The organism is Actinomadura syzygii, assembly GCF_008085905.1.
GTDB lineage: Bacteria > Actinomycetota > Actinomycetes > Streptosporangiales > Streptosporangiaceae > Spirillospora > Spirillospora syzygii.
In genome coordinates this window covers 478,777-504,657 of record NZ_VSFF01000003.1, presented here as the reverse complement: position 1 = coordinate 504,657, position 25,881 = coordinate 478,777, and the positions used below count along the sequence as shown (strand labels likewise).

Sequence of the window (25,881 nt, the reverse complement as noted above, 5' to 3'; positions counted from 1 at the left end):
GGGCCGGGATCGGCCGGTGATCTAGGGGACGTTCTGGATGTAGCCGACGAGGTGTTCGCGTTCGCTCTGCAACTCGTCGATCGCGCTCTTGACCACGTCGCCGATGCTGACGATGCCGGTCAGGCGCCCGTCCTCGACGACGGGGACGTGGCGGAACCGGTGCTCGGTCATGGTGCGGCGCAGGTCCTCGACCAGGTCGCCGGGGCCGCAGCTCCGCACCTCGACGGTCATGATCTCGGAGACGGGACGGTCGAGCAGCCCGGCGCCGCGCTCGTGCATGCGCCGCACCACGTCGCGCTCGGACACGATCCCGGCGATGGACGCGCCGTCCGGCGAGACCACCACCGCTCCGATGTTGTGCTCGGCCAGGACGGCGAGCAGTTGCCGCACGGTGGCCTCGGGCCGCACCGTGGCCACCGTGTCTCCCTTCCTCCGCAGGATGTCGCGAATCCGCATGCCTCACGCTCCGGTGCCGGTTCGGACTGGTGGGACGACGGCCGCCCGGGGCCTGGCCCCGGGCCTGTTCCTGCCAAGGTCGCATGTTCCGGGCCGCGGTGGAACCCCGCGCCGGTAAACCGTTCCGCGGCACTGCCCGGCGAAACGCCCGAACGGGGACCGGTGGGGCGGTCAGTTCGAGCCGGCGCGGGCCAGGACGCGCCCGAGTCGAAGGGAGAGCCGCGACGCCGCGGACGCGAGCCGCCCCTCCGGCGTGCCGGTCGCCGGCGCTCTGTCGCGCAGCGCGGCCGCCACGACCTGCTCGGCGACGCGCTCCGGGTCGTGGCCGCGCCGCGCGACCCGGCCGCCCTCGCCCCGCTCGGCCATCCGCCGCGACCCGTCGACGACGTCCCAGAGGTCGATCTCCAGGACGCATTCCGAGTCCGCGGCGGTGTGGTCGAGGAACGCCCCGGCCATGCCGGTGCCCGCGTTGTTGACGACGACGTCCGGCACCCCGTGCTCGTGCACGACGGACTTGGCGAAGTGCTCCATCGCGGCGGGGTCGGACATGTCCACCTGGTAGGAGTGGCCCTCCGGCCCGAGCAGGCCCGCCAGCTCGGCGGTGCGCCGCGCGGACTCCGGGTCGAGGTCGGCGGCGACGACCTCCGCGCCGCGTTCGGCGAAGGCGAGCGCGGTGGCGCGGCCGACCCCGCTGCCCGCGCCGGTGACGACGACGAGCGAGCCGTCGAACGGAAGCCGTCCGGGACGGACGCGGGCGCGCCGCAGCGAGCGCGCCTCGGCGGCGCTCAGCGGGCCGCCCAGCACGCCCGTGACATGCTCGGTGATCCAGCGGGCGACGGGCCCGGGATGGCTGCGCGGCACCCAGTGCCCGGCGGCGATCGGCCGCAGCGACAGGTTCGGGACGCGCCCGGCGAGCCCGCCCACCAGGTGCGGCGACACGAACAGGTCCTTGGCCGGGACGATGACCTGCGTCGGGACGTCCGTCCGCCGGTCGAGGGGGGCGCGCAGCCGCCGCAGCATGTTGGCGCGGTAGAGGCCGACCCCGGCGGCGGCGTCGCGCCCCATCGTCCGGGCGGGATGGCCGGGACGGGCCGCGACGCCCTCGCCCAGCTCCAGCGCGCGCATGAACGGCTTCGACATGCCGCCCCGCCACAGCAGCTCGGGCAGCAGCGGCGTCTGGAAGAAGTAGATGTACCAGGACCGGGCCATCTGCCCCGCCGCCCGCCTCAGGTTCCCCGGCGTCGGGCGGGAGAGGTTGCGCCGCATCCAGTGCCCGGCGTGGTCCAGGCACGGCCCGGAGATGGACGTGAACGACGCGAACCGGTCGGGCATCGTGCAGACCGCCTCCCACGACTGGATCGAGCCCCAGTCGTGCCCGACGAGATGCACCTTGCGGTCGGGCGCAGCGGCGTCCAGGACGGCGCACAGATCGGCCATCAGGTACTCGAACGAATAGCGCCGCCGCCCGAACGGACGTGACGACGCGCCCGCGCCGCGCACGTCGTACCGGACGACGTGGAAGCGCTCGGCGAGGAGGGCGGCGACCTCGTCCCAGACCGCGTGGGTGTCGGGGTACCCGTGCACCAGCAGGACGGTCGGCCGCGCCGGGTCGCCCTGCTCGTAGACGGCCAGATCGACCCCGTCACCACGAACCCTCCGGCGCGCAACGGGTGATGTCATCTGGCGGCCTCCAAGCTGGCCCAGCGGTGGACGTGGGGGAGGTCGTCGTCGAGCCAGTAGGCGTCGTCCTCGGTAACGACGAGGATCTCCTCGAACTTCACGCCGACGCCGCGGAACGCGATGTGCGGCTCGACCGCCCACAGGCCGGGCGTCGGGGGGTGCTGCGACCGGGCGGCCCCGCTCCAGAGCGGGGAGCGCCCTTCGAGGCGCTCCTTGACCAGCTCGCGGCCGATGGTCTGCAGGAACCGTACACCGAACGGGAATCCGACGCGCTTCGGGAGGATCCCGCCGATGACGCCGACCTGGTGGCCGATGACGCGCCCCGGATACTTGCGGTGCCGGTTCTGGTGGCCCTGCCGTTCGATGAGGGCGTCCACCTCGGCGTAGACGTCGGCGAACGTCCGCCGCTCCCGGACCAGGTCGAGGATCAGCGTCCGGTAGGCGGCGAGGTCGGCGTCGACCCGGTCCCAGATCCGGTTCTCGCCGAGGACGCCGCCGTACCCGATGTCGGCGGCGTAGCCGTCCCGCACCGGCGCCATGTCGAGGATGTAGGGCATGCCCTCCTCAAGGCGCGCCCCGCTCGGGAGGAACTGGGTGGGGAACTTGAAGCCGCGGAAAGCGGTCCGGTCGCCGAACCAGGCGAACGGGGTGTGCAGCCAGTCGTCGACGCCGTGCGCGCGCAGCCAGCGGCGCATGCGGCGGCACGTCTCGCGCTCGGTCACGCCCGGCTTCAGCGTGGCCGCGACCTCGGCCGCGCACCGGTAGCAGAGGCGCTGGACGTCCCGGAATCGCTCGAGCTCCGCCTCGTCGTGCACGCGGGCGAGCGCCACATTATTGGACACAGAGTTAATAAATCCCCGGAGCGGGGTCCCGGTCAAGGGGCGCGCGGACGTGAGACGCGACACGAAGGGGCCGCCGGGGCGGTCAGAGGGCGATGCGCTCGGCGCCGGTGTAGACGTTCATCGTCTCGCCGCGCAGGAAGCCGACGAGCGTCATGCCCGCGTCCTCGGCGAGGTCGACGGCCAGCGACGACGGCGCCGACACCGCCGCCAGCACCGGGACGCCCGCCGTCATCGCCTTCTGCGTCAGCTCGAACGACGCCCGCCCGCTCACCATGAGGACCGTTCCAGTCAGCGGCAGCCGCCCCTGCCGCAGCGCCCAGCCGACGACCTTGTCGACCGCGTTGTGGCGGCCGACGTCCTCGCGCAGCGCGAGCAGCTCGCCGTCGGCGTCGAACAGCCCGGCGGCGTGCAGGCCGCCCGTCCGGTCGAAGACCCGCTGCGCCTTGCGCAGTCGGCCCGGGAGCGCGGCCAGCACGTCCGGCGTCAGCCTGACGGGATCGCTCGCCACGTCGTACGGGCGGTCGTCGCGCAGCGCCTCGATGCTCGACTTGCCGCACACCCCGCACGCGCTGGTCGTCGTGAACGCCCTGGTCATCGACTCGTCCGGGGGCGGGACGCCGGGCCCGAGCGCCACGTCCAGGGTGTTCTGCTCGTCGGTGTCGGCGCAGTAGCGCATGGTCGCGAGGTCGGCGGCGGAGCCGATCACGCCCTCGGCGGCGAGGAACCCGGCCACGAGGTCGAAGTCGTGCCCGGGGGTGCGCATCGTGATCGTGAGGGGCTTGCCCGCGACGCGGATCTCCAGCGGCTCCTCGACGGCGAGCGTGTCGGGACGCCGTCCCCGCGCGCCGGAGGTGGTCAGCTTCAGCACGGGCCTGCGCACGGTGATCCGCCCCATGCCGGCTACGGTACCCGGTTCAGTCCGGAACGCCGCGCGGCAGGGGCGCCCGCCAGCCGTACCGCATGGCGAGCACCCGCATCGCGAACGCCATGACGGCCGCGCCCGCGGTGACGGCGCCGCCGTGCAGGTCGGCCGCGTCCGCGGCGGCGACGGCGGCGGCGCCGAGCAGCGCGGGCAGCGCGTACAGCTGCCGGTCGTACAGGACGCTCGGGATGTGCCCGGCCAGCACGTCGCGCAGGACGCCGCCGCCCACCGCCGTCACGACGCCGAGCAGCACGGCGTGCACCGGCGACAGGCCGTGGTCGAGCGCCTTGAGCGTCCCGGTCGTGCAGAACAGGCCGAGCCCGGCCGCGTCGAACAGCAGCACCGCCGGGAACAGCCGCGTCACCTGCGGATGCCAGAAGAACACCAGCGCGGACGCGGCGAGCGGCACCAGCACGTAGCCGAGGTCGGTGAACGCCGCGGGCGGCACCGCCCCGATCATCAGGTCGCGGACGATCCCGCCGCCGAGCGCGGTGATCCCGGCGAGCACCACCATCCCAACGACGTCCAGCCGCTGCCGGACGGCGGCTAGCGCGCCGGACACCGCGAACACGAAGATCCCGGCGAGGTCCAGCGCCGACGCGACGGCCGGCCCGCTCACCCGCGGCGGTCCATGCGGTCGGAACGGTTCGAGTCGTCGGCGCGGTCCGAGTCGTCAGTGCGGTCGATGTTCCAGTTCGCCACGATGACCGCGAACGGCGGGATCACGAGCGCCGCCATGGACATCGCGAACGCGGCCTCGTGCGAGTACCGCCGGACCACCGCCCATGCCAGGACGAGCAGGGTGAGGCAGATCCCCATCATGATCCCGTACGCCACCTTGCGCCGCCTCATACCCTCACGTTACGTCGCGCGTCCGGCGCGGCACGGGGGAGCGGAGGCGTACGGGAATCGAACCCGCCGTCCCGAGATCCTCGGGACCGTCGGCTTTGAAGGCCGGGGAGGCCACCAGGCGCTCACACGCCTCCGCCGGTGATCTTAGCGGTCGTACAGGCCGTCGAGGGCGGCCGCGTACTTGGCGTGCACGACCCGCCGCCGCAGCTTGAGCGTCGGCGTGAGCTCCTCGCTCTCGGCCGTCCACTCGGCGGGCAGCAGCCGCCACCGCTTGACCTGCTGGACGCGGGCGAGCCGCGCGTTCGCGTCCTCGACGGCCTTCCCCACCTCCGCCAGGACGATCGGGTGCTCGGCGAGCGCCGCCAGGTCGGCGGTGTCGACCCCGTGGGCGGCGGCCCAGACGGGGGCGACCTCGCCGTCCAGGGTGATCAGCGCGACGACGTAGGGGCGGCGGTCGCCGAACGCGAGGGCCTGGCCGATCAGCGGGTGCTCCTTCAGGTGGTTCTCGACCAGGGACGGCGCGACGTTCTCCCCGCCCGCCGTGATGATCAGCTCCTTCTTGCGGTCCACGACGGTGAGGAAGCCGTCCGCGTCGAGGCGGCCGACGTCGCCGGTCCGGATCCAGCCGTCCGGGTCGATGAGGTCGGCGGTCGCCGCCGGGCGGTTCAGGTAGCCGGGCGAGCAGGTCGCGCCTCGGACGAGGATCTCCCCGTCCGCGGCGAGCCGCAGCTCGACGCCGTCGAACGGGCGCCCGACCGTGCCGAGCTTGAACGAGTCGGACAGGTTCGCGGTGATCGCGCCGGTCGTCTCCGTCATTCCGTAGGCGTCGAAGATCTTCATGCCGAGCCCGGCGAAGAACCGGGCGACCTCGACGGGCAGCGGCGCGGCGGCGCTGGACGCCTGCCGCACCCGGTCCAGCCCGAGCAGGGCGCGCATCGGGGTCAGGACGGCCGTGTCCGCGGCCTCGAACGCGGCGGTGACCTCCGGCGTGGGGGCGTTGCCGTACTCCTGGGCCGCGACGTGCGCGCGGCCCGCGTCGAGCGCGGCGGCGACGGCCCGCTTGCGCGCCTCGTCCGGCTCGGCCGCCAGCACGGCCTGGATCCCCGCCATGATCTTCTCCCAGACGCGCGGGACGCCGAAGAACGAGTGCGGCCTGACCTCGGCGAGGACCGTCGTGAGCTGGGCCGGGTCCGGGCAGAAGTGGACGTGCGAGGCGAGCCCGACGGGCAGGTAGTAGCTCAGCACCCGGTCGGCGATGTGCGCGAACGGAAGGTAGGACACCCCGGACGGGTGGTCGGGCAGCACCGACGTCCGCCGCACCATCTCCGCCTCGTGCAGCACCATCGAATGCGTGATCAGGACGCCCTTGGGGTCGCCGGTCGTCCCGGACGTGTAGAGCAGCGTGACGGTGTCGTCCGGCGCGACGGCCCGCCAGCGGCGGTCGACCTCGGCCGGGTCGGCGGCGAGCCGCTCGCGGCCGAGCGCGGTCAGGGCGTCCCAGGTGAGGAAGCGGTCGCCGGGCGGGCAGGCGTCGGCGTCCACGACGACGACCGTCCGGAGCCCGGGGAGCCGGTCGAGCACCGGCAGCCAGCGGTCGAGCTGCGCCTTCCCGTCCAGGACGGCGTACCGGGCCGCGCAGTCCCCGGCGACGAACGCGATCTGGTCGGGCGCGAGCGTCCCGTACACGGTCGTCGGGACGCCGCCCGCGTGGACGGCGCCGAGGTCGGCGAGGACGTGCTCGGACCGGTTCGGCATCATCAGCGCCACCGCGTCGCCCGGCTCCAGCCCGAGCGCGGCGAACCCGGCGGCCGTCTCCAGCGCCAGCGTCCGGGTCTCGGCCCAGGTCAGCGTCCGCCACTCGGCGCCGATCCGGTCGGAGTAGGCGGGCCTGCCGCCGTGCCGCTCGGCGGTCGCGGCGAGCGTGGTGCAGACCGTCCGCTCCGCGACGGCCTGGTCGCGGCCGGTCAGGTCGAGGTCGGCCGGGTCGAGGCCGCGCCGCTGCTCCTGGATGCCCATGTCGCCCCTCGCTGTCGGTTCCCGAATGTAAGTGAAGACTTGCAGAGGGGAATCGCATCATGCCGAACGAGGTTCGGACAACCCCCCGGCCCGATTCCGTCCCAGGTCGGACCCCGGTTGCGCGCCGGTCGCGGCGGATCTCGCCCGTCGTGACCGGACCCGTACTGTCCGGTTGTTGATCATTTGAGGTAGTTGTGCGTTAAATTTTCCGGTGACCCGCCTCGCCCCGGCAGCCCGCCTCACGCAGTACGCGCACGGCGGCGGCTGCGCCAGCAAGATCCCCCCGGCGGAGCTGGAGCGCGTGGTGGCCGGCCTCACCGGCGGCGGCCCCGCCGACCGCGACGGCGAGCTGCTCGCCGGCGGCCAGGACGGCGACGACGCCGCGGTGCTGCGGATGGACGGCGGCCGGGCCGTGGTGTCCACCGCCGACTTCTCCACCCCCGTCGTCGACGACGCCTACGACTGGGGCCGCATCGCCGCCGCGAACGCGCTGTCCGACGTGTACGCGATCGGCGGCGAGCCGCTGATGGCGCTCAACCTGCTCGGCTGGCCCGTGGACGCGCTGCCCGCCGAGCTCGCCCGCGAGGTCCTGCGCGGCGGCCGGGACGTCGCCGCGCTCGCCGGCTGCGCGATCGCGGGCGGGCACAGCGTCGACGACCCCGAGCCGAAGTACGGCCTCGCCGTCACCGGCGTCGCCGACCCGGACCGGCTGCTGCGGCTGGACGCGGGCCGTCCCGGCGTCCCGCTGACGCTGACGAAGCCGCTCGGCGTCGGCGTCCTCAACGCCCGGCACAAGGCGACCGGGGAGGTGTTCGCGCACGCCGTGGACACGATGACCGCGCTGAACGCGGCGGCCGGGCTCGCCGCGCTGGAGCGCGGCGTCGCGTGCGCCACCGACGTCACCGGGTTCGGGCTGCTCGGCCACCTCTACAAGCTGGCGCGGGCGAGCGGCGTCACGGCCGTCGTGGACGCCTCCGCCGTCGAGTACCTGGACGGCGCCCGCTCGGCGGTGCGGCACGGGTTCGTCCCCGGCGGGACGCGGCGGAACCTGTCGTGGGTGTCCCCGCACACCGACTTCCGGCGGATCGCCGAGGAGGAGCGGCTGCTGCTCGCCGACGCGCAGGTCTCCGGCGGCCTGCTGATCGCGGGCGAGATCTCGGGCGCGCCCGTCATCGGCGAGCTGGTCGCCCGGCAGCGCCGCGCGCTCATCGTCCGCTGACCGCGCCCCGCCCTCGGTCCGCGCGCCCTGGACTTTGCCCGGGGCGCGACTGATCGGCGGGCTCGTGTCGGGACCGATACTCCGGGTAGGGCTTCCCTTGACCGGGTGTTCGCCGCCCTGGGATGCGGAGGGGACGAGATGAGCGTCGGGGGGCTCGCCGCGGCCGTCGTGCTTGGCGCGGTCGTCGGGGTGCTGGGACGGTTGGTCGCGCCGGGCCGGGAGACCATGCCGGTCTGGTGCACGGTCGCGGTCGGCGTCGTCGCCGCGTTCGCCGGGACCGGCCTCGCCCACGTGTTCGGCCTGGGAAGCGGCGGCTGGAACGGCTGGAGCTTCTGGGAGTTCCTCCTCCAGCTCGGCATCGCCGTGGCGAGCGTGTTCCTGGTGGCGGTGTGCTGGCCGAAGCGGATCGTTCCGCCGCCGAGACGGCCCCGCCCGCCCCACGCGCCCTAGGGCGTCCTCCAAGGGCTCCTAGGGGGCCTTGCGCAGGACGGGGCGCAGTTCGTCCAGGACGTCCGGGTCCTCGATCGTGGACGGGACGTTCACGTCCTCCCCGTCGGCGATGCCGCGCATCACCCCGCGCAGGATCTTGCCCGACCGCGTCTTCGGCAGCGCGCCGACGACCGTGATCTCCTTCAGCGCGGCGACCGGCCCGACCTGGTCGCGGACCATCGCCACCAGCTCCGCGCACACCTCGCCCGGCTCGGCGAGGACCCCGCTCTTGAGCACGACCAGCCCGCGCGGCACCTGCCCCTTGAGCGCGTCCCGGACGCCGATCACCGCGCACTCGGCGACGGCAGGGTGGGCGGCCATGACCTCCTCCATCGTCCCGGTGGACAGCCGGTGCCCGGCCACGTTGATCACGTCGTCGGTGCGGCCCATCACCCAGACGTAGCCGTCCTCGTCGAGGTGGCCGCCGTCGCCGGTCAGGTAGTGGCCGGGGTACTTCGTGAGGTAGGACTCGACGAAGCGCTCGTCGTCCTGCCAGAGGGTGGGGAGGGTGCCGGGCGGCAGCGGCAGCCGGATCGCGATGTCGCCGTCCTCGCCGGGCGGGACGGCGGACCCGTCCGGGCCGAGGACCCGCACGTCGTAGCCCGGCACCGGCACCGAGGGCGACCCGGGCTTGACCGGCATCGGCTCCAGCCCGCGCAGGTTCGCGACGATCGGCCAGCCCGTCTCGGTCTGCCACCAGTGGTCGACGACCGGACGGTCCAGCACCCGCGCCGCCCACCGGTAGGTGTCGGGGTCGAGCCGCTCCCCGGCGAGGAACAGCGTGTCCAGCGCGGACAGGTCGTGCCCGGCGAGCAGCGCGCCCTCCGGGTCCTCCTTCTTCACCGCGCGGATCGCGGTCGGCGCGGTGAACAGCGCCTTCACCCGGTGCCGCGCGGCGACCCGCCAGAACGCGCCCGCGTCGGGCGTCCCGACCGGCTTGCCCTCGTACAGGACGGTCGTGCACCCGGTGAGCAGCGGCGCGTACACGATGTAGGAGTGGCCGACGACCCAGCCCACGTCGGACGCCGCCCAGAACACGTCGCCGGGCCCGACGCCGAACACGTTCTCCATCGACCAGCGCAGCGCCACCGCGTGCCCGCCGTTGTCGCGGACGACGCCCTTCGGCCGCCCCGTCGTCCCGGACGTGTAGAGGATGTACAGCGGGTCGGTGGCGGCGACCGGGACGCAGTCGGCGGGCTCGGCGGCGGCGACGGCCTCGTCCCACTCCACGTCCCGCGGCCGGACGAGGTCGGCGTGCAGCTGCTCGCGCTGCCGGATCACGCACCGCTCCACCTTGTGCTTGGCCAGGTCCAGGGCCCGGTCGAGCAGCGGTTTGTACGGCACGACCCGGCCGCCCTCGATCCCGCACGACGCCGACACGACGGCCTTCGGCCGCGCGTCGTCGATCCGGACGGCCAGCTCCCGCGCCGCGAACCCGCCGAACACCACCGAGTGCACCGCGCCGAGCCGCGCGCACGCCAGCATCGCCACGACCGCCTCGGGGATCATCGGCAGGTACAGCACGACCCGGTCGCCCCGGTCGACGCCCTGCGCCCGCAGCGCCCCGGCGAACCGGGCGACGAGGCGGGTCAGCTCCCGGAACGTGTAGGTCCGCACGGTGCCGGTGACGGGGCTGTCGTAGATCAGCGCGGCCTGGTCGCCGCGGCCCTCCTCGACGTGCCGGTCCAGGGCGTTGTCGCAGGTGTTGAGCTCGCCGCCGGTGAACCAGCGGTAGAAGGGGGGCGCCCCGTCGTCCAGCACCCGGTCCGGCGGGACGAGCCAGCGCACGTCCCGCGCGGCCAGCCCCCAGAAGCGGGTCGGGTCGGCGATGCTCCGTTCGTACGCGGCCGCGTAGGCGCCCATGTCGTCCCTCCCGGTGGCGGGTCCCTGGCCCCGCGCTGCGATTAGGCCCGTCCGGCGGTGCGGCCCCCGATCTCCCGATTCGGGCCGCATCCCCTATAGGGCCTGCCGCGGGGCCCGTTCGTCAAGGCCCCGCGCCGCCGCCCGGCCGCGGCGCGCGCTACGCCGGGACGGCCCGGGAGTGCCGCAGGCCGTGCCCCACCGCGACCGCGGAGGCCAGCACGGCGCCCGCCGCGACGATCCAGAAACACAGCTCGTAGGCGCCGAGGGTGGGCATCTCGGTCCCGGCGATGACCCGCCCGGCGAGGATCGACGCGGTGACCGCGCCCGCGATGCTGCCGCCGGTCACGCGGACGAGGGAGTTGACCCCGGAGGCGATGCCGCTCTGGTCCATCGGGACGTGCTGGACGGCGAGCGTCCCGAGCGCCGCGTACGCGATCCCGAACCCGACGCCCTGGATCGCGCTGAACGCCAGCATGTCGTAGCCGTGCGAGTTCGACACGGCGAGCCACCCGTAGCACAGCCCGGCGAACGCCGACCCGACCGCGAGGGTGAAGGCGGGGCCGATCCGGGCGGCGATCGGCCCCGCCATCGTGGAGAACACCAGCATCGTGACGGTGCTCGGCAGCATGTAGAGGCCGACGTCGAGGACGGAGCCGGACAGGCCGTAGCCGACGTCGTCCGGACGCGCCTGCACGAACCCCGCGATCAGCGTGAACGCCGCGAACATCGAGAAGCCGAGCAGCGCGGACGCGACGTTCGCCGACAGCGACCGCGCCCCCGCGAGCAGGCTCAGCCGCACCAGCGGCGCGCGGACCCGCCGCTCGACCGCGACCCAGGCCGCGCACAGCGCCGCCGCCGCCGCGAAGAAGCCGAGCACGCCGCGCGACGTCCAGCCCCAGGCGTTGCCCTGGCTGATGCCGAGCAGCAGGCACAGCAGCCAGCCCGCGAGCAGCGCCGCGCCCGCGAAGTCGGGCCGGCCGCCCGGCCGGGCGCCGACGTCGCGCGCCGCCGCCCCGACGAGCGCCAGCCCGGCGGCCGACAGCGCGGCGGCGATCCAGAACACCGGGTGGTGGCTGGAGGTGCGCGCGGCGATCAGCCCGGTCACGATCATCCCGGCGCTGCCGCCGACGCCCATCGTGGCGCTGACGATGCCGATCGCGGTGGTGATCCGCTCCCGCGGGAAGGTGTCCCTGATCATGCCGATGGCGAGCGGGATCATCGCGGACGAGACGCCCTGCATCGCGCGCCCGGCGATCAGCACGGCGAGCGACCCGGACAGCGCGCACACCACCGACCCGGCGAGCAGCAGGACCAGCGCCAGCATGATCATCCGCTTCTTGCCGTACAGGTCGCCGAACCGCGAAAGCAGCGGCGTGGCGACCGCCCCGGCCAGCAGCGACGCGGTGAACACCCAGGTCACGTCCGTGATCGGGGCGTCGAACGCGCGCATGAGCTGGGGGAGCAGCGGCAGCACGAGGGTCTGCTGCACGGACACGACCATCCCCGCCACCGCGAGCGCCAGGAGCGTGCGGCCGGTGCGCGCGGGGCCCGGGTCCGGACGCCCCGCGGTCACGCGCGCCTTGGTCGGGGCGCCGGTCATCCGAACCTCCATAAATTTACTTAGCTTAAGTAAATTGTACGGATATGCCGGACGCCGCGTCGGCGCGGGCCCGGCCCGGTTTTGCGCGGGCGTCGCGCCTCCCTAGGCTTGCCCTCCGTGGACCTTCGTCTGCGCCACCCCTGTACCGGCCTCCCTCGCGGGGCCCGCTGCGTCCCGCCCCGGAAAGGACGCTGATGCAGGTCGTCACCACCGCCGGCCACGGTGGGCACGGCAAGTCCGCGCTCGTGCGCGCCCTCACCGGCAGGGACACGAAGGAGCCCGAGGCGTGGACGGAGCTGCCGTCCGGGCGCCGCGTCGCGTTCGTGGACGCTCCCGGCGACGAGCGGTCCGTCCCGGCGATGCTCGCCGCGGCCGCGCCCGCGTCCGCCGTGCTGTTCGCCGTCGCCGCGGACGAGGGCTGGATGCCGCGCTCGCAGGAGCACCTGGACGCGCTCGCCGCGCTCGGCGCCCGGTTCGGCGTCCTCGCCGTCACCCGGTCCGACGCCGCCGACCCGAAGCTCGCGCTCCGGCAGGCCCGCGAGCGGCTCGCCGGGACGGCGCTGCGCGGCGTCGAGACCGTCGCCGTCAGCGCCGGGACCGGCGCCGGGATCGACGAGCTGGCCGCCGCGCTCGACCGGCTCGCCGGGCGGCTGCCCGTCCCGGACGCCGCCGCCCCGGTCCGGCTGTGGATCGACCGCGCGTTCACCGCCGGGCGGCAGACCGTCGTCACCGGCACCCTCACCGCCGGGACGGTCGCCGTCGGCGACGAGCTGCTGCTCATGCCCGCCGGGGAGCGCGTCCGCGTCCGCACGATCGGCTGCGCGGGCGAGCCCCGCGACTCGGTCGAGGGCGTGTCCCGGGTCGTGCTGACCCTGCGCGAGGCGGGGCGCGTCGACGCCGGGATGGCCCTCGTCACCCCGGGCGCCTGGACCCACACCACCAGCGTCGACGTCCGCACCCGGAACGGCGAGGCGTCCGGGCGGCTGGCGCGTCGGATGACCCTGCACGTCGGGTCCGCGGCCGTCCCGGTCCGGCTGCTGCCGCTCGGCCCCGACACCGCCCGGCTGACGCTGAACACGCGGCTCGCGCTGCACCTCGGCGACGCGGGGGCGCTGCGCGACCCGGAGCGCCGCTCGATCGCCGGGGTGAGCGTGCTGGACGTCCGGCCGCCGACCCTCGTCGGGCGCGGCGCGGGCGCGGCCCGCGCGCGGGAGCTGGCGTCCTGGCCCGACCGCCCGGACGGCGCGCTCGTGCTGCGCAGGCACGGCGTGCTCCGCCGGTCCGAGCTGGCGCTGATGGGCTGCGCCCCGCCGCCCGACGCCGTCGCGCTGGAAGGCGGGTGGCTCGCCGACCCGGCGCACTGGCGGTCGCTGTTCGAGCGGTTGGCCGAGGAGGCGGTCCGGCACGCGACGCGGAGCCCGCGCGCCCCTGGCGTCCCGCTGGAGACGGCCCGGCTGCGGCTCGGGCTCCCGGCGCGGCAGCTCGTGGAGGCGCTCGTCCGGCCGCCGCTGCGCGTGGAGGCGGGCCGCGTCCACGGCCCCGCCCCGGCCCCCGCGCCCGCTCCCGCCTGGGAGGCCCCGGTACGGCGGTTGCGCGCCGACCTCGCGGACGCGCCGTTCGCCGTCCCGTCCGCCGAGCGGCTGGACGAGCTCGGGCTCACCGGCGAGACCCTCGACGACGCGGTGCGCGCGGGCGCCGTCCTGCGGATCGCCTCCGACGACGAGGACGCCGACAAGGACGCCGACAAGGACGCCGACGAGATCGTCCTGCCGAAGGGCGCGGAGGAGGCGGCGCTGCGCGTCCTGTCCGCGCTGCCTCAACCCTTCACCCCAGGTCAGGCCGCGGAGGCACTGTCGACCAGCCGCCGTGTCGCCGCCGCGCTGCTGCGCCATCTCGGCGGGCTCGGCCTCACCGAGCGCCGCCGTTCCTGACCCTTCGGCGGGGAATAAACCGGTTGAACCGCGGCCGGACGCTCTGGCGTCATAGATCACGGTTCGGTTCCCGTCGATCAAGGAGAAGGCATGCCGTACCAGACTCTGAAGGGCGGCCGCGTTCCCATCCGGATGTGGACCGACCCCGCCACCGTCGAGGACCTCGCCCTCGACCAGCTCCGCAACGTCTCCGCCCTGCCGTGGGTGGAGGGCCTCGCGGTGATGCCCGACGTCCACTACGGCAAGGGCGCCACCGTCGGCTCGGTGATCGCGATGCGGGACGCGGTGTCCCCGGCGGCCGTCGGCGTCGACATCGGCTGCGGGATGACCGCCGCGAAGTCGACGCTCACCGTCGAGGACATGCCGGACGACCTGTCCGGCCTGCGCAGCCGCCTGGAGAAGGCGATCCCGGTCGGGCGCGGCTCGCACAAGAGCGCCGTCGACCCGTCCGCGCTGCCGAACCTGAAGGAACGCGGCTGGTACGACTTCTGGAAGGCGTTCGACGACCTGCACCCGGCGGTCCGGTCCCGCCTCGGCCGCGCCCACCAGCAGATGGGCACGCTCGGCGGCGGCAACCACTTCCTGGAGCTGTGCGCGGACGACGACGGCGCGATCTGGCTCGTCCTGCACTCGGGGTCGCGCAACATCGGCAACGAGCTGGCCGAGCAGCACATCGAGGCCGCCCGCAAGCTGCCGCACAACCAGGACCTCCCGGACAACGACCTCGCCGTGTTCGTCGTCGGCACCCCGAAGATGGACGCCTACCGGCACGACCTGTTCTGGGCGCAGGAGTATGCGCGCCGCAACCGCGCCGTCATGCTCGCGCTCGCGCAGAACGTCGTGACGAAGCGGTTCGGCGAGAAGCGCTGCCGCTGGGAGCAGGTCATCTCCTGCCACCACAACTACGTGGCGGAGGAGGAGTACGGCGGCGTGGAGCTGCTCGTCACCCGCAAGGGCGCGATCCGCGCCGGACGCGGCGACCTCGGCATCATCCCGGGGTCGATGGCGACCGGCACCTACATCGTCCGCGGCCTCGGCAACGAGACCGCGTACAACTCGGCGTCGCACGGCGCGGGCCGCAAGATGAGCCGCAACAAGGCCCGCAAGAGCTTCACCGTGGAAGACCTCATCCAGCAGACCCGCGGCGTCGAATGCCGCAAGGACACCGGCGTCATCGACGAGATCCCCGGCGCTTACAAGGACCTGGAGACGGTCATCGAGGAGCAGTCCGACCTGGTGGAGGTAGCAGCCCACCTACGGCAGCTCATCTGCGTGAAGGGCTGAGCGTAAGGGGCTGAGAAGGACGGTCAGAGGGGACGGCCGAGGACGCGGTCTATGAAGGCGGTCACGTCGGTCAGGACCGCGTCCCGGTTCGTCTCGTTGAAGACCTCGTGGCGGGCGCCCGGGTAGAAGTGCTCGGTCAGGGCGGGGCCTCGGATCGCTTCGATGCCGATGCGGGTGTCGGGCGGGCGCACGATCTCGTCGGCGGCGCCGTGGACGTAGAACACCGGCAGATCGCCGAGGGAGCCCTGTTCGTTGACCCGGCGCAGCGCGGTGTCGAGCGCCCTGACGGTCGTCTTCTTGAACGGGCCGTGCCAGACGAGCGGGTCGGCGGCGTACGCCTTTCCGACGGCCGGGTCCCGCGACAGCAGGGACGTGTCGATCGGCTCGTCGGGCATCTCGTCCAGGGGGAGCAGGGCGTCGACGACGTGCCAGTGGCCGAGCACCGGCCCGGACAGCACCAGCGCCGCGAGGACGCCGCCGTGCAGCTGGGCGTACCGGGCCCCGATGAGTCCGCCCATGGAGTGGGCGACCATCACGACGGGCAGGTCGGGATGGTCTTCGCGTGCCGCCTCGACGACGGTGTGCAGGTCGGCGACGACGTCGTCGTAATCCTCGACCAGCACGCGCTCGCCCGCCGAGCGGCCGTGCCCCATGTGGTCGGGGCCGCAGACGACGGCGCCGTGCCGGACGAGGGCGTCCGCGACGTGGTCGTAGCGGCCGAGGTGCTCGCCGTAGCCGTGCACGAGGACGGCGGCGTACCGGGGTTCGCCCGCGTAGCGGGGCTCTGCGCCGTCCGTCCAGATGCGGGCGGAGACGGCGCCCCGCGTCCCGGCGAACTCCCACTCGCGTACGGCCGTCACGGGATCCCCTCCGCTGATCTACGGACTGTCACGGTCTCCCGCGATGCGACCGATCGTCAACCGCGGCAATAGTCTGGGGGGACCGACCGCATTCCCCGGCGGCCCGCGGGACGGGCGCCGGTCAGCAGGAAGGGGCCCCCGTGCTGGTCGACACCTTCGGCCGTACCGCGACGGACCTGCGGGTCTCCCTCACGGACCGCTGCAACCTCCGCTGCTCGTACTGCATGCCGCCCGAGGGCCTCGACTGGCTGCCGAAGCCGGAGCTGCTGACCGACGACGAGGTGGTCAGGCTCGTGGGGCTCGCCGTCCGCGACCTCGGGGTCACCGAGGTCCGCTACACCGGCGGGGAGCCGCTGCTGCGCCGCGGGCTGGCGGACATCGTTCGGCGGACGGCGGAGCTGGAGCCGCGCCCGCAGATCTCGCTGACGACCAACGGCATCGGCCTCGACCGGCTGGCCGCGCCGCTGGCGGAGGCCGGGCTCGACCGGGTGAACGTCTCGCTCGACACCTTGGACCGTGCCACTTTCAAGCGGCTCGCGCACCGCGACAGGTTCGACGACGTCCTCGAGGGGCTCGCGGCGGCGCGGGCGGCCGGGCTGGAGCCGGTCAAGGTCAACGCCGTGCTGATGCGCGGGGTGAACGACCACGAGGCCGTCCCGCTGCTGCGGTTCTGCCTCGACCGCGGGTACCGGCTCCGGTTCATCGAGCAGATGCCGCTGGACGCCCAGCACGGCTGGACCCGCTCCGGCATGGTCACCGCCGACGAGATCCTCGACCGGCTGTCCGAGGCGTTCGCGCTCGCGCCGGACGCCGCGCACGACCGCGGCAGCGCGCCCGCCGAGACGTTCACGGTCGACGGCGGCCCGGCGACGGTCGGCGTCATCGGGTCGGTGACGCGGCCGTTCTGCGGCGCGTGCGACCGGGTGCGGCTCACCGCCGACGGCCAGGTCCGCAACTGCCTGTTCGCCACCGAGGAGTCGAACCTGCGGGACGCGCTGCGCGGCGGCGCCGACGACCCCGAGCTGGCCGACCGGTGGCGGAAGGCGGTGCTGCGCAAGCGCGCCGGGCACGGCATCGACGACCCGTCGTTCCTGCAGCCCGCGCGGCCGATGTCCGCGATCGGCGGCTGACGTCCGGTGGACTTCGACGCCGTGGTGCTGGCCGGGGGGCGGGCCCGGCGGTTCGGCGCCGACAAGCCCGCCGCGTCCGTCGGCGGCCGGACGCTGGTCGAGTGGGCGGCCGCCGCCGCGGGCGGGGCGTCCCGGCTGGTCGTCGTGGGGCCGCCGCGGAACGTCCTGCCGGGGGCCGTGCTCGTCCGGGAGGACCCGCCGGGGGCCGGGCCGGTGCCCGCGTTGCGCGCCGGGCTCGCCGAGGTCCGCTCGCCGTGGCTGGCGCTGCTGGCGGCCGACCTGCCGTTCCTGCGTCCCGGGCACGTCGCCCGCCTGCTCGACGCGGCCGCCGGGCGCGCCGGGGCCGTGCTGGTCGACGGCGCGGGCCGTGAGCAGTGGCTCGCCGGGTGCTGGGACGCCGCCGCGCTGCGCGAGGCGCTCGGCGCGTACGGCGGCGCGTCCCTGCGCGGGCTGCTCGGGCCGCTCGGTCCCGCCCATGTCGCGCTGCCCGCCGAGCCGCGTCCCGCCTGGTACGACTGCGACACCCCGGACGACCTCGCCGCCGCCCGCCGCCTGCTTTGATCCGACGAGAACGGGCAGATTCGCCCGGACGACGCCACAAGGAGGACCCATGTCGATGCTGGAGGACTGGATCAACGCGGCCTGCCTCGAACTGGGCCTCGACCGCGGCGACATCGACCGCGACCTCGTCCTGGACCTGGCCCGCGACGTCGCGCACGGCGTCGCCCGCCCGGGCGCGCCGCTGACCGCCTACCTGCTCGGCCTCGCGGTCGGGCGCGGCGCGCCCGCGCGGGACGCCGCCGCCCGCCTCACCGAGATGGCCGAGGGCTGGCCGGACGCCGCCGGGACGCCCGACGTCCCCGGTCCCGCGGGGGAGCGGGTGCTCGGCGAAGCCTGAGCCGCCGTCCCGGCCGACCCTGCCCGGACGACGGTCAGCGGCCGTCGGCGGGCGCGTCGAGGTCGGCGACCGGGACCACGTCCTTCAGGAAGTCGCGGCGGCCGAGGAACGCCGACAGGCTCTCGCGGTGCTCGTCGCAGGCGAGCCACACCTTCCGCCGGTCCGGCGTGTGGATCTTCGGGTTGTTCCAGCGCAGCGCCCACACGGCGTCCGCGCGGCAGCCCTTGGCCGAACACTGCATCTCGTCGCGCTGCGTCTCGTCGGGGACGGCCCCCTGGCCGGAGTCGGGCATGGCGCAACTGTTCCACAGTGCGCCCGGGCCCGGCCGCGCGCCCCGGCGTTTCGTCCCGTGATCGCCGGAAAGGAGCCTGCCGTGCCGACCGAGGCGACCGACTCCGACGAGCGCGAGACGCGGCGGCGGCGCTGGCAGGCGCTGTCGGTCTGCCTCGTGGCCGCCTTCATGACGCTGCTGGACGTCAGCATCGTCAACGTCGCGCTGCCGTCGATCCGGGACGGCCTGGACGCCTCCGACGCCCAGCTCCAGTGGATCCTGTCCGGGTACGCGCTGACGTTCGGCCTCGTCCTCGTGCCGTCCGGGCGGCTCGGCGACGCGCGCAGCCGCCGCGCCGTGTTCATGTCCGGGCTCGCGCTGTTCACGCTGGCGAGCGCCGCGGCGGGGATCGCGCCGACGATCCTGTTCCTGGTGCTGGCGAGGCTCGTCCAGGGCGTCGCGGGCGGCATCCTGAACCCGCAGGTCGCGGGGCTGATCCAGCAGCTGTTCCGGGGCGCGGAGCGGGGCCGGGCGTTCGGCGCGCTCGGCGCGGTCATCGGCATCGCGACCGCCGTCGGGCCGCTGCTCGGCGGCGGGCTGATCGCCATCGCGGGCTCCCACGAGGGCTGGCGCTGGGTGTTCTACGTCAACGTCCCGGTCGGCGTGATCGCGCTGGTGCTGGCGTGGCGGCTGCTGCCCGCTCCCGTCTACGGGGAGCGGCAGGGCCTCGACCCGCTCGGCGTGCTGCTGCTCGGCGGGGGCGTGGTGTGCGTGCTGCTGCCGCTCGTCCAGGAGCAGAGCTGGCACGGCGACCTGAAGTGGCTGCTGATCCTCGCGGGCGCCGTGCTGATCGCCCTGTTCACCGCGTGGGAGCGGCGCGCCGCGACGCCCATGGTCGACCTCGCCCTGTTCCGGCTCCGCTCCTACGCGCTCGGCACGGCGATCGCGCTGCTGTACTTCGCCGGGTTCACCGCGATCTTCTTCATCTTCACCCTCTACCTGCAGAACGGCCTCCACTACAGCGCGCTGGAGGCGGGCCTCGCGATCACGCCGTTCGCGGTCGGGTCGGGCGTCGCGTCCGCCGCCGGGGGACGGGTCGTCGCGCGGTTCGGCCGCCCGCTCGTCGCCGCCGGGCTCGTCATCGTCGTGATCGGGCTCGCCGCCGCGTGGGTCGCGGTCGAGCTGGAGCCCGGCCGGGGCGTGGCGTGGGCGACGGCGGGCCCGCTGCTCCTCGCGGGGCTCGGCAGCGGCCTCGTGATCGCGCCCAACCAGACGATCACGCTGTCGGAGGTGCACTACACCGAGGGCGGCAGCGCGGCGGGCGTGCTGCAGACCGGGCAGCGGGTCGGGACCGCGACGGGCATCGCCGCGGTCGGGTCGGTGTTCTTCGCCGCCCTCGCCGGGACGCGCGGCGACTGGGCCGCCTCGTTCCGGCACGGCCTGATCGTGATCCTCGGGTTCGTGCTGGCGGCGCTGGCGGCGGCCGTCGCCGACCTGCTCGCGACCCGCCGCGCCGCCCGCTAGCCCCTCCTCAAGCCCTGCGGCGGCGCAGGAGGCCCGCCAGCCCGAGCGCGCCCGCCGCGCCCGCGACGGCCAGGCCGAGGACGCGGTTCTGCCGCCGGATCCGCGCGGGGATCTCCGCGTACGGGACGGTCGAGAACGACACCAGCTCGTACCGGGACGCGTACCGGCCCGCGAGCCGCCGCTCCAGCGCGTGCGTCGCCGCCTGCTTCGCCCGGTACACCCGGGACGAGACGCGGTCGCGCATCTCGACGAAGTTGTCCAGCGCCATCTCGGCGATCGCGTCGGTGTTGGCCTTGCGCCGCTCCTGGTAGAGCGACAGGGCGCGGGCCCAGTCGCCGCCGGTCTCGGTGAGGCACCGGTCGATCTCGATGCAGTCCTCGAACGCGCAGTTGGCGCCCTGCCCGAAGAACGGGACGATCGCGTGCGCCGCGTCCCCGAGCAGCGCCACGACCGCGCCGTCGCCGTACCGCGTCCACGGCCAGCACCGGACGGTCACGAGCGACCCGACCGGGTTGTGCGCGAAGTCGTCGACGAGGTCCGGGATCAGGCCCGCGACGTCCGGGTACTCGTCCTCGAAGCGCGCCGTGACCCTCTCCGGCGTGTCGAGCGCGGCGAAGTCGTCCTTGTCCCAGAACAGGGTGCAGGTGAACGACCGGTCGAGGTTCGGCAGCGCGATCATCATGGACGTGCCGCGCGGCCAGATGTGCAGCGCGTCCGGGTCGAGCGCGAACCCGCCGTCCCGCGGCGGGATCGTCAGCTCCTTGTACCCGTGCGCCAGGAAGTCGGCGTCCTCGTCCAGGCCGAGGGAGCGGCGGACGGCGCTGTACGCACCGTCCCCGGCGAGGACGACGTCCGCGGGCTCGGGGTCGGCCCCCTCCAGCAGGACCGCCCCCGCGACGGCGTCGACGCCGACGACGCGCTGGGAGAACCGCAGCGTCACGCCGGGCGTGCCGTCCGCGGTCTCCAGCAGGGCCCGGTTCAGCTCGCCGCGGCTGATGGAGTTGATGGCGCGCTCGCCGTCCGCGCTGTAGGGCTGGAAGTTCTGCGCGCCGCGCGCCGGGTGCACCATCCGCCCGTGCATGGGCAGCGCCTGCTTGAGCGCGTGGTCGCGCAGGCCGACCTGCTCCAGCGCGGCGAGGCCGCGCGCGGAGATCGCGAGGTTGATCGACCGGCCGCGCTCGGCGCCCGCGATCCGCGGGTCGGGACGCCGCTCGTACACCGTCACCGGCACGCCGCGGCGGCCGAGCAGCACCGCGAGCAGGCAGCCCGCGAGGCCCGCGCCGACGATCGCGACCCGCTCGCCGCCGCCGAGAGGCGGGGCGGAACCGTCACGCGCCATGGACGGGGGCCTCCTCGGTCCGGGAGCGGACCTCCCACAGGTCCGGGAACGCGGGCGCGAACAGGGTGCGGCGCAGGTAGTCGGCGCCCGCCGAGCCGCCGGTGCCGATCTTCGCGCCGATCGTCCGCTCGACCATCTTCAGGTGCCGGTACCGCCACTCCTGAACGCCCTCGTCGACGTCGACGAGGCCCTCGCACACCTCGGCGGCGGGGCCGGACTCGTCCGCGTAGACGGCGAGCAGCGCCTTCTGCACCGACTCGTCCGGCTCCCACGGCCGGGACGTGTCGCGCTCGACGGCCTCGGGCGGCACCTCGTACCCGTGCACGACGAGGTAGCGCAGCAGCGAGTCGAACATGGACGGGCGCGCCACCGCCGCCTGGAGCCGCTCGTCGCCGCGCAGGTCGGAGGCGGGGAAGGAGCGCCGCCCGAGGACGGCCTCGATCTCCCGGAACTGCTCGCTCTGGAAGCCGCTGGAGCTGCCGAGGACGTCCCGGAACGCGGCGAACTGGCGGGGCGTCATCGTCTCCAGGACGTCGAGCTGCCCGACCACCGTCTTGAGGATCTTGGCGATGCGGCGCGCGGTGTGCAGCGACCCGGCGCTGTTGCCGTCCTCAAGGCGGCGCTGCAGGAGGGCCGCCTCGTGCAGGATCTGCTTGAACCACAGCTCGTAGACCTGATGGATGATCACGAACAGCATCTCGTCATGGGCCGGGGTCCGCGGGTCCTGGCAGTCCAGAAGATCATCGAGCCGCAGATAGCCGCCGTACGTCATAGCCCGCGAATCCGCCACCACGCCTCCTCGCCCACGCCGTCGTGTGATCCGCAGGATATGGGATCCGTTTCCGGACGACCGGGCAGGGGGAGTCCATGAACGCCCGAAGGCCGCGGGGCGGGACGCTAGTCGAGGTCGCCCGCGGAGACGCGGACGGCGCGGAGCGCGGCGGTGATGTCGGCGGCCCGCTCGGCGGGCAGGTCGGGGATGCCGAACCCGGCCTCGTTCAGCGCGAGCGTCGCCTCCTCGGCCAGCTCGCGCCCGGCCGGGGTGATGCCGGCGAGCACGACCCGGCGGTCGTCCGGCCAGGACCGGCGGCCGACGAGGCCGCGCTGCTCCAGCCGTCCGATCACGTTGGTGACGGACGCGGGATGCACCATGAGCCGGGTGCCCATCTTGCCCATCGGGAGCGTTCCGGTGCGGGAGAAGGCGAGCAGGCGCAGCGCCTCGTAGGCGGCGAACGTCAGCCCGTACGGCTTGAGGACGGCCTCGATCCGGCTCAGCAGGAGCTGCTGCGCCCGCATCACCGAGGTGACGGCGGCCATGTGGTCGGCGTGCTCGGGCCAGCGGGCGCTCCACTGGCGGTGGGCTTCGGCGATCGGGTCGGGGGTGTCGGGCACCGCCCCACCGTATGTGGTCTTGACCTGGTGGCGCACGCAAACTATTTTAACTTCCAAATATTGGATGTCCAAGGGTCGAGGTGGAGACGGTGACGGGGGACCTGCACGCGCCGGAGCACCCGGTGCGGTTCGTGACGGCGGCGGCGCTGTTCGACGGCCATGACGCGGCGATCAACATCATGCGGCGCATCCTGCAGTCGCAGGGCGCGGAGGTCGTGCACCTCGGGCACGACCGCGCGGTCCGCGACGTGGTCGACGCCGTCCTGGAGGAGGACGCGCAGGGCGTCGCGATCAGCTCCTACCAGGGCGGGCACGTCGAGTACTTCGAGTACCTGTCGCGCAGCCTGAAGGAGGCCGGCGCCGAGCACGTGAAGGTGTTCGGCGGGGGCGGCGGGGTGATCGTCCACGAGGAGATCGCGCGGCTGTCCGGCGCCGGGGTGCGGATCTTCTCGCCCGAGGACGGCCAGCGGCTCGGCCTGCCCGGCATGATCAACGAGCTGGTGCGGGAGTGCGACGTCGACCTCGCCGCCGAGCCCGTCCCGGCGGACCAGGTCGTCGCGGGGGAGCGGCGCGCCCTCGCCCGCGCGATCACCTGCCTCCAGGCCGGCAAGCTCCCCGCCGCCGACCGCGCGCTGCTCGCGGAGGCGGCCGGGCGGCGGAGCGTCCCCGTGCTCGGCATCACCGGGACGGGCGGCTCCGGCAAGTCGTCCCTCACCGACGAGCTGGTGCGGCGGCTGCGCGTCGACCAGCGGGACGGGCTGCGGGTCGCGGTCATCGCGGTCGACCCGACGCGGCGGCGCGGCGGCGGCGCGCTGCTCGGCGACCGGATCAGGATGAACTCCCTGGACGGCGACCGCGTCTTCTTCCGCTCCCTCGCCACCCGCGGCGCCCGCGAGCTGCCCGCGAACATCGAGGACATCGTCAACGCCTGCAAGGCCGCCGGGTACGACCTCGTCATCCTGGAGACGCCCGGCATCGGGCAGGGGGACGCGGCGATCGTCCCGCTGGTGGACGTGTCGCTGTACGTGATGACGCCCGAGTTCGGCGCCGCGTCCCAGCTGGAGAAGATCGACATGCTCGACTTCGCCGACGCGGTCGCGATCAACAAGTTCGAGCGGCGCGGCGCGGCCGACGCGCTGCGCGACGTGGGGCGCCAGCTCGTCCGCAACCGGGAGGCGTTCGGGAAGAGGCCCGACGACATGCCCGTGTTCGGGACCAGCGCCGCGACGTTCAACGACGACGGCGTGACCGCGCTCTACCAGCACCTCGGCGGGCTCCTCGGCGAGCACGGCCTCCGGTTGGCGGACGGCGCCCTGCCGGATGTTGCGACGAAGGTCTCGACCAGTGCGGCGACCGTCATCCCGCCCGGCCGGGTGCGGTACCTGTCCGACATCTCCGACACCGTGCGCGGCTACCACGCCGACACGGAGGCGCAGATGGCGGCGGCGCGGCGGGTCCAGCGGCTGGACGAGGTGCGCGCCGAGCTGACCGACGGCGCCGAGGTCGAGACGCTGCTGGAGAAGGCCCGCCGCGACGTGGCCCCGGCGAACGCCGCGCTGCTCGACGAGTGGCCTGCCGTCGTCGAGGCGTACTCGGGCGACGAGCAGGTCGTCCGCATCCGCGACAAGGAACTGCACACCAAGCTGACCCGCGAGTCGCTGTCCGGCAGCCGGATCCCGCGCGTCTCGCTGCCGCGCTTCACCGACCACGGCGAGCTGCTGCGGTTCCTCCGCAACGAGAACCTGCCCGGGCGGTTCCCCTTCACCGCCGGGGTGTTCCCCTTCAAGCGCGACAACGAGGACCCGGCGCGCATGTTCGCGGGCGAGGGCGACCCGTTCCGCACCAACCGGCGCTTCAAGCTCCTGTCGGAGGGGCAGCCCGCGACGCGGCTGTCCACCGCGTTCGACTCGGTGACGCTATACGGGCGCGACCCGGACGAGCGTCCTGACGTGTACGGCAAGGTCGGCACGTCCGGCGTGTCGATCGCCACGCTGGACGACATGAAGGCCCTCTACGACGGGTTCGACCTCTCCTCGCCGACGACGTCGGTGTCGATGACCATCAACGGCCCCGCGCCCACGATCCTGGCGTTCTTCCTCAACACCGCCATCGACCAGGGTCTGGACGCCTTCTACGAGGAGAACGGGCGGGAGCCGACCGAGGAGGAGGCCGCCGCCGTCCGGGCGCGAGTGCTTTCGACCGTGCGCGGGACCGTTCAGGCCGACATCCTCAAAGAGGACCAGGGCCAGAACACCTGCATCTTCTCCACCGAGTTCTCACTGCGGATGATGGGCGACATCCAGGAATGGTTCATCGCCAACAAGGTCCGCAATTTCTATTCGGTGTCGATCTCCGGGTACCACATCGCCGAGGCCGGGGCGAACCCCATCAGCCAGCTCGCGTTCACCCTGGCCAACGGGTTCACCTACGTCGAGTCGTATCTGGCGCGCGGAATGGACGTCGACGACTTCGCGCCCAACCTGTCGTTCTTCTTCTCCAACGGGATGGACCCGGAGTACAGCGTCCTCGGACGTGTCGCCCGCCGCATCTGGGCAGTGGCCATGCGCGACCGGTACGGCGCCAACGAGCGCAGCCAGAAGCTCAAATACCACGTGCAGACGTCCGGCCGTTCCCTGCACGCGCAGGAGATGGACTTCAACGACATCCGCACGACGCTCCAGGCCCTCATCGCCATCTACGACAACTGCAACAGCCTGCACACCAACGCCTACGACGAGGCCGTCACGACCCCGACGGCCGAGTCGGTGCGGCGGGCCCTCGCCATCCAGCTCATCATCAACCGCGAGTGGGGCCTCGCGATGAACGAGAACCCCCTGCAGGGGTCGTTCATCATCGACGACCTCACCGACCTGGTTGAGGAGGCCGTCCTCGCCGAGTTCGACCGCATCAGCGAGCGCGGCGGCGTGCTCGGCGCGATGGAGACCGGCTACCAGCGCGGCCGAATCCAGGACGAGTCGATGCTGTACGAGCAGCGCAAGCACGACGGCTCCCTGCCGATCGTCGGCGTCAACACGTTCCGCGCCCCCGGCGCCGGGGACGGGACGCCGGACACGATCGAGCTGGCCCGCGCCACCGAGGACGAGAAGCGCTCCCAGCTGGACCGCGTGCACGCCTACCAGCAGACGCACGCCGGGGTGTCCGAGGACGCGCTGGCCCGGTTGAAGGACGCGGCCCGCTCGGGCGAGAACGTGTTCGGAGTCCTGATGGACGCGGCCCGCGTGTGCAGCCTCCAGCAGATCACCGACGCTTTCTTCGAGGTCGGCGGGCAGTACCGCCGCAACGTATGAGCGGA

23 protein-coding genes and 1 tRNA gene are annotated in these 25,881 nt (G+C 74.0%); 9 read left to right on the top strand and 15 right to left on the bottom strand.

The window, feature by feature from the left end:
• Positions 1 to 21 precede the first annotated feature (21 nt).
• The 8 genes from FXF65_RS09530 to FXF65_RS09495 all read right to left on the bottom strand — a co-directional run bounded on the left by FXF65_RS09530 (position 22) and on the right by FXF65_RS09495 (position 6,768).
• On the bottom strand, positions 22 to 456 hold the full coding sequence (locus FXF65_RS09530) for a CBS domain-containing protein (RefSeq protein ID WP_148349330.1): 435 nt from the start codon (positions 454 to 456) through the stop codon (positions 22 to 24).
• Positions 457 to 627: 171 nt separating this feature from the next.
• Entirely contained in the window at positions 628 to 2,136 is a 1,509-nt protein-coding gene (locus FXF65_RS09525; RefSeq protein ID WP_148349329.1) for an SDR family oxidoreductase, read from the bottom strand.
• Complete coding sequence (locus FXF65_RS09520; protein WP_246198450.1) at positions 2,133 to 2,978, bottom strand: M24 family metallopeptidase; 846 nt, start codon at positions 2,976 to 2,978, stop codon at positions 2,133 to 2,135. The genes FXF65_RS09525 and FXF65_RS09520 overlap by 4 nt, the downstream gene beginning before the upstream one ends.
• A gap of 82 nt (positions 2,979 to 3,060) precedes the next feature.
• Positions 3,061 to 3,873, bottom strand: coding sequence for a formate dehydrogenase accessory sulfurtransferase FdhD (fdhD, locus tag FXF65_RS09515; protein WP_148349328.1), 813 nt, complete (start codon positions 3,871 to 3,873; stop codon positions 3,061 to 3,063).
• 19 nt (positions 3,874 to 3,892) lie between these two features.
• Complete coding sequence (locus FXF65_RS09510; RefSeq protein ID WP_148349327.1) at positions 3,893 to 4,519, bottom strand: trimeric intracellular cation channel family protein; 627 nt, start codon at positions 4,517 to 4,519, stop codon at positions 3,893 to 3,895.
• A complete protein-coding gene (locus FXF65_RS09505) occupies positions 4,516 to 4,752 on the bottom strand; it encodes a DUF3099 domain-containing protein (protein ID WP_148349326.1) in 237 nt (78 codons plus the stop codon). The genes FXF65_RS09510 and FXF65_RS09505 overlap by 4 nt, the downstream gene beginning before the upstream one ends.
• 41 nt (positions 4,753 to 4,793) lie before the next feature.
• A tRNA-Sec gene (locus FXF65_RS09500) sits at positions 4,794 to 4,886 on the bottom strand.
• Between the two features lie 10 nt (positions 4,887 to 4,896).
• Positions 4,897 to 6,768: an AMP-dependent synthetase/ligase gene (locus FXF65_RS09495; protein WP_148349325.1), complete on the bottom strand. Its 1,872-nt coding sequence runs from the start codon at positions 6,766 to 6,768 to the stop codon at positions 4,897 to 4,899.
• Between the two features lie 211 nt (positions 6,769 to 6,979).
• Between FXF65_RS09495 and selD the strand changes: the two genes are divergently transcribed.
• Both selD and FXF65_RS09485 read left to right on the top strand, forming a co-directional pair.
• Positions 6,980 to 7,987: a selenide, water dikinase SelD gene (gene selD, locus FXF65_RS09490; RefSeq protein WP_148349324.1), complete on the top strand. Its 1,008-nt coding sequence runs from the start codon at positions 6,980 to 6,982 to the stop codon at positions 7,985 to 7,987.
• Positions 7,988 to 8,125: 138 nt separating this feature from the next.
• Entirely contained in the window at positions 8,126 to 8,437 is a 312-nt protein-coding gene (locus tag FXF65_RS09485) for a GlsB/YeaQ/YmgE family stress response membrane protein (RefSeq protein ID WP_187412185.1), read from the top strand.
• An 18-nt stretch (positions 8,438 to 8,455) separates the two neighbouring features.
• Here the strand turns inward: FXF65_RS09485 and FXF65_RS09480 are convergent, their stop codons facing one another.
• Positions 8,456 to 10,339 (bottom strand): propionyl-CoA synthetase, encoded by a 1,884-nt coding sequence (locus FXF65_RS09480; RefSeq protein ID WP_148349323.1) that lies wholly within the window; start codon positions 10,337 to 10,339, stop codon positions 8,456 to 8,458.
• Between the two features lie 157 nt (positions 10,340 to 10,496).
• Positions 10,497 to 11,939 carry an MFS transporter gene (locus tag FXF65_RS09475; RefSeq protein ID WP_148349322.1) on the bottom strand — a complete coding sequence of 481 codons (1,443 nt, stop codon included), beginning with the start codon at positions 11,937 to 11,939 and terminating at the stop codon, positions 10,497 to 10,499.
• Between the two features lie 194 nt (positions 11,940 to 12,133).
• On the opposite strand from FXF65_RS09475, the gene FXF65_RS09470 reads away from it, so the two are divergent.
• Positions 12,134 to 13,870: a GTP-binding protein gene (locus tag FXF65_RS09470; protein ID WP_148349321.1), complete on the top strand. Its 1,737-nt coding sequence runs from the start codon at positions 12,134 to 12,136 to the stop codon at positions 13,868 to 13,870.
• A 90-nt stretch (positions 13,871 to 13,960) separates the two neighbouring features.
• Entirely contained in the window at positions 13,961 to 15,154 is a 1,194-nt protein-coding gene (locus tag FXF65_RS09465; protein ID WP_148349320.1) for an RtcB family protein, read from the top strand.
• Positions 15,155 to 15,177: 23 nt separating this feature from the next.
• On the opposite strand, the gene FXF65_RS09460 is transcribed toward FXF65_RS09465, so the two are convergent.
• On the bottom strand, positions 15,178 to 16,014 hold the full coding sequence (locus FXF65_RS09460; protein WP_148349319.1) for an alpha/beta hydrolase: 837 nt from the start codon (positions 16,012 to 16,014) through the stop codon (positions 15,178 to 15,180).
• A 140-nt stretch (positions 16,015 to 16,154) separates the two neighbouring features.
• Here FXF65_RS09460 and moaA point away from each other — a divergent pair, with 140 nt between their 5' ends.
• From moaA to FXF65_RS44450, 3 genes are read left to right on the top strand one after another with little or no spacing between them, the layout of a single operon-like run.
• Positions 16,155 to 17,144 (top strand): GTP 3',8-cyclase MoaA, encoded by a 990-nt coding sequence (gene moaA, locus FXF65_RS09455; RefSeq protein ID WP_222868451.1) that lies wholly within the window; start codon positions 16,155 to 16,157, stop codon positions 17,142 to 17,144.
• Between the two features lie 6 nt (positions 17,145 to 17,150).
• Positions 17,151 to 17,705, top strand: a complete 555-nt coding sequence (gene mobA / locus FXF65_RS44455) for a molybdenum cofactor guanylyltransferase (RefSeq protein WP_148349317.1) — start codon at positions 17,151 to 17,153, stop codon at positions 17,703 to 17,705.
• 49 nt (positions 17,706 to 17,754) lie between these two features.
• Positions 17,755 to 18,042, top strand: a complete 288-nt coding sequence (locus FXF65_RS44450; RefSeq protein WP_148349316.1) for a DUF6457 domain-containing protein — start codon at positions 17,755 to 17,757, stop codon at positions 18,040 to 18,042.
• A 34-nt stretch (positions 18,043 to 18,076) separates the two neighbouring features.
• Here the strand turns inward: FXF65_RS44450 and FXF65_RS09440 are convergent, their stop codons facing one another.
• Positions 18,077 to 18,334: a hypothetical protein gene (locus FXF65_RS09440; protein WP_148349315.1), complete on the bottom strand. Its 258-nt coding sequence runs from the start codon at positions 18,332 to 18,334 to the stop codon at positions 18,077 to 18,079.
• Positions 18,335 to 18,415: 81 nt separating this feature from the next.
• Between FXF65_RS09440 and FXF65_RS09435 the strand changes: the two genes are divergently transcribed.
• Positions 18,416 to 19,837 carry an MFS transporter gene (locus FXF65_RS09435; protein WP_246198449.1) on the top strand — a complete coding sequence of 474 codons (1,422 nt, stop codon included), beginning with the start codon at positions 18,416 to 18,418 and terminating at the stop codon, positions 19,835 to 19,837.
• Between the two features lie 7 nt (positions 19,838 to 19,844).
• On the opposite strand, the gene FXF65_RS09430 is transcribed toward FXF65_RS09435, so the two are convergent.
• The 3 genes from FXF65_RS09430 to FXF65_RS09420 all read right to left on the bottom strand — a co-directional run bounded on the left by FXF65_RS09430 (position 19,845) and on the right by FXF65_RS09420 (position 22,604).
• Complete coding sequence (locus tag FXF65_RS09430) at positions 19,845 to 21,176, bottom strand: FAD-dependent oxidoreductase (RefSeq protein ID WP_148349313.1); 1,332 nt, start codon at positions 21,174 to 21,176, stop codon at positions 19,845 to 19,847.
• On the bottom strand, positions 21,166 to 21,966 hold the full coding sequence (locus FXF65_RS09425; protein WP_246198448.1) for a tryptophan 2,3-dioxygenase: 801 nt from the start codon (positions 21,964 to 21,966) through the stop codon (positions 21,166 to 21,168). The genes FXF65_RS09430 and FXF65_RS09425 overlap by 11 nt, the downstream gene beginning before the upstream one ends.
• A gap of 107 nt (positions 21,967 to 22,073) precedes the next feature.
• Complete coding sequence (locus tag FXF65_RS09420) at positions 22,074 to 22,604, bottom strand: MarR family transcriptional regulator (protein WP_246198447.1); 531 nt, start codon at positions 22,602 to 22,604, stop codon at positions 22,074 to 22,076.
• A 53-nt stretch (positions 22,605 to 22,657) separates the two neighbouring features.
• Between FXF65_RS09420 and icmF the strand changes: the two genes are divergently transcribed.
• The gene (gene icmF, locus FXF65_RS09415; RefSeq protein WP_148349312.1) at positions 22,658 to 25,876 is read left to right on the top strand and encodes a fused isobutyryl-CoA mutase/GTPase IcmF; all 3,219 of its coding nucleotides are present in this window, start codon (positions 22,658 to 22,660) and stop codon (positions 25,874 to 25,876) included.
• Positions 25,877 to 25,881: the final 5 nt, after the last annotated feature.

What these genes read in the sequence shown, in the direction of transcription:
- FXF65_RS09430 (WP_148349313.1), bottom strand. Translation starts at nt 21,176, where the DNA reads ATGGCGCGTGACGGTTCCGCCCCGCCTCTCGGCGGCGGCGAGCGGGTC.
- FXF65_RS09475 (WP_148349322.1), bottom strand. Translation starts at nt 11,939, where the DNA reads ATGACCGGCGCCCCGACCAAGGCGCGCGTGACCGCGGGGCGTCCGGAC.
- FXF65_RS09525 (WP_148349329.1), bottom strand. Translation starts at nt 2,136, where the DNA reads ATGACATCACCCGTTGCGCGCCGGAGGGTTCGTGGTGACGGGGTCGAT.
- FXF65_RS44450 (WP_148349316.1), top strand. Translation starts at nt 17,755, where the DNA reads ATGTCGATGCTGGAGGACTGGATCAACGCGGCCTGCCTCGAACTGGGC.
- fdhD (WP_148349328.1), bottom strand. Translation starts at nt 3,873, where the DNA reads ATGGGGCGGATCACCGTGCGCAGGCCCGTGCTGAAGCTGACCACCTCC.
- FXF65_RS09485 (WP_187412185.1), top strand. Translation starts at nt 8,126, where the DNA reads ATGAGCGTCGGGGGGCTCGCCGCGGCCGTCGTGCTTGGCGCGGTCGTC.
- FXF65_RS09480 (WP_148349323.1), bottom strand. Translation starts at nt 10,339, where the DNA reads ATGGGCGCCTACGCGGCCGCGTACGAACGGAGCATCGCCGACCCGACC.
- FXF65_RS09470 (WP_148349321.1), top strand. Translation starts at nt 12,134, where the DNA reads ATGCAGGTCGTCACCACCGCCGGCCACGGTGGGCACGGCAAGTCCGCG.
- FXF65_RS09505 (WP_148349326.1), bottom strand. Translation starts at nt 4,752, where the DNA reads ATGAGGCGGCGCAAGGTGGCGTACGGGATCATGATGGGGATCTGCCTC.
- FXF65_RS09465 (WP_148349320.1), top strand. Translation starts at nt 13,961, where the DNA reads ATGCCGTACCAGACTCTGAAGGGCGGCCGCGTTCCCATCCGGATGTGG.
- FXF65_RS09530 (WP_148349330.1), bottom strand. Translation starts at nt 456, where the DNA reads ATGCGGATTCGCGACATCCTGCGGAGGAAGGGAGACACGGTGGCCACG.
- FXF65_RS09495 (WP_148349325.1), bottom strand. Translation starts at nt 6,768, where the DNA reads ATGGGCATCCAGGAGCAGCGGCGCGGCCTCGACCCGGCCGACCTCGAC.
- FXF65_RS09440 (WP_148349315.1), bottom strand. Translation starts at nt 18,334, where the DNA reads ATGCCCGACTCCGGCCAGGGGGCCGTCCCCGACGAGACGCAGCGCGAC.